The sequence below is a fragment of the Alteromonas profundi genome, from assembly GCF_010500865.1.
Classification (GTDB): Bacteria; Pseudomonadota; Gammaproteobacteria; order Enterobacterales; family Alteromonadaceae; genus Alteromonas; species Alteromonas profundi.
Genome location: NZ_JAAAWN010000070.1, coordinates 1 through 2338 on the forward strand (window position 1 = coordinate 1; position 2338 = coordinate 2338).

Sequence of the window (2338 nt, forward strand, 5' to 3'; positions counted from 1 at the left end):
ATTTTTAAGCTGACAAGCGATACGACTTTGTTCACAATAGATAGGGCATTCATGGCGTTTAACCTTCACTTTTTTTTGGCGAAAGATCTGATCACCAAACGTCATGAATGTTCCCATCTTTTTTATCCTACTGATTTCGCAATATTATTTGTGGGGATCCCTCAGACTCTGACCCCATTATTTTTCTTCAAACCTTGTAAGGAAAGCTTGTAACGATGACATCACCCCATTCACAATTGCTTCAAAATTTATTCGGTTTTACTGCTTTCCGACAAGGCCAACAAGAGGTTGTTGAAGGCCTACTCAACGCACGTTCTACACTAGCGATATTTCCCACTGGCTCTGGAAAGTCGTTGTGCTACCAATATGTTGCTACCCAACTCCCCCACTTAACTTTGGTCATTTCACCTTTATTGGCCTTGATGAAAGACCAGCTTTCGTTTTTACACAGCAAAGGTATTGCAGCAGCCAGCATCGATTCAACTTTGACTGCTGAGCAAAACAAGCAAGTGATGAATGACGTGCGTTCTGGGCGCTGCAAAATTTTAATGGTGTCGGTAGAACGCTTTAAAAACGAGCGTTTTAGACAGTTTATAGAATCGATTCAAGTGAGCATGTTAGTGGTAGACGAAGCACACTGCATTTCTGAATGGGGCCACAACTTTCGACCCGACTATTTAAAGCTACCGGCCTATCAAAAAGAACTGAACATTCCTTTAGTATTATTGCTAACGGCTACTGCCACTCAAAAAGTAAAGTTAGATATGGCCAGCCGCTTTAATATTGCTCATGAAAATATTATCCAAACAGGGTTTTATCGACCTAACCTAAATTTAAATGTATTACCTGTAGCAGATACTAATAAAAACAAAGTATTACTAGAAGAATTACAACGCCAGCAAGGCGCGGGTATTGTATATGTAACCCTTCAAAACACCGCGCAAGAAGTTGCGCAATACCTACAACAGAATGGGTACGCCGCACAAGCTTACCACGCAGGTCTACACAATGATGTTAGGCAAAGTATTCAGCAAGATTTTATGGAAAATAGGCTGCAAGTTGTAGTAGCTACCATCGCGTTTGGTATGGGTATAGACAAGTCTGACATTCGCTTTGTTATACATTACGATTTACCAAAATCTATTGAGAACTATAGCCAAGAAATTGGTCGAGGCGGGCGTGATGGAGGTACAGCCAACTGCACAGTGCTGGCAAACTTAGACGGTTTGGTGACCATTGAAAATTTTGTGTATGGCGACACACCCGATAAAAGCGCCATTCGGCGGGTGATAGATGATATTTCAGCGCAAGCGCCTGCGCACTTAAAAGCTGCTAATATCAAAGCTCCCCCCACCCCGACAAGTAGCAGCGTTTACCAGTGGGAAACGCAAATTAACAGCTTATCGAGTATAAGCAACATTCGGCAGTTACCCTTAAAAACTTTATTGGTACAGTTAGAGTTAGCCAAGGTTATTCGCCCCCTGTACGCCTACTTTGCCGAATATAAATTCCGTTTCAATACGAAGCAAGTAGACATCCTTAATTTATTTTCTAAAGAACGAAGAGATTTCTTAGAGGCAGTTTTCACTCATTCAAATATGAAAAAAGTATGGGGAGTAGTAAATTTCGATAGCATCTACGCACAATATGGGGCAGAGCGCTCGAGAGTTGTGGCTGCACTAGAGTATTTGCACGAGCATAATCATATTGAGCTAGCGTCGCGCTTAATTACCGATGTGTACAGTGTTGACTATTCGCTACTTCAACAAAATGAATTGGCAGATAAATTAGCGCACTATTTTGCTGAAAATGAACAAAAAGAGGTTGAGCGAATTGCCGCGCTAGTTCAGTTTTTTGAACAAGATAGTTGTTTAAATTTCAACTTATCAGCCTATTTCGATGATAACCAAGCGCCACGTAAATGCGGCCATTGCAGCGTTTGCGAAGGCAAAGTCGCAAAACTTAGCTACTCAAGCCCCATACCAACACCAGAGAGAGAACAAGTATCTGCAGCAATGGCAGCACTAAGAGCACACCTAGAGGGAAAATTTAATGACCCAATCACGATATCCATCTATTGCCGATTTTTAACCGCCATGACCATGCCTCTCTTTGCTCGATTGAAAGTGAAGCAAGTTAAGGGCTATGGAAGTTGTGAACACTGCCGTTATGCAGATGTGAAGCAATTAGTTAGCGAGCTAATCTAGAAATAATGGGGTCAGAGTCTGAGGTATCCCCACAAATAATATAGCGAAATCAGTGGGATAAAAAAGATGGGAACATTCATGACGTTTGGTGATCAGATCTTTCGCCAAAAAAAAGTGAAGGTTAAACGCCA

Annotated in this window: 1 protein-coding gene; it reads left to right on the top strand. The window is 41.7% G+C overall.

Going from position 1 to position 2338, the window contains the following annotated elements; all coding sequences use genetic code 11:
• Nucleotides 1–215 precede the first annotated feature (215 nt).
• Nucleotides 216–2207 (top strand): RecQ family ATP-dependent DNA helicase, encoded by a 1992-nt coding sequence (locus GTH32_RS19120; RefSeq protein WP_163088782.1) that lies wholly within the window; start codon nucleotides 216–218, stop codon nucleotides 2205–2207.
• Nucleotides 2208–2338 lie beyond the last annotated feature (131 nt).

Coding starts and splice junctions, on each gene's coding strand:
- GTH32_RS19120 (WP_163088782.1), top strand. CDS start 216: ATGACATCACCCCATTCACAATTGCTTCAAAATTTATTCGGTTTTACT.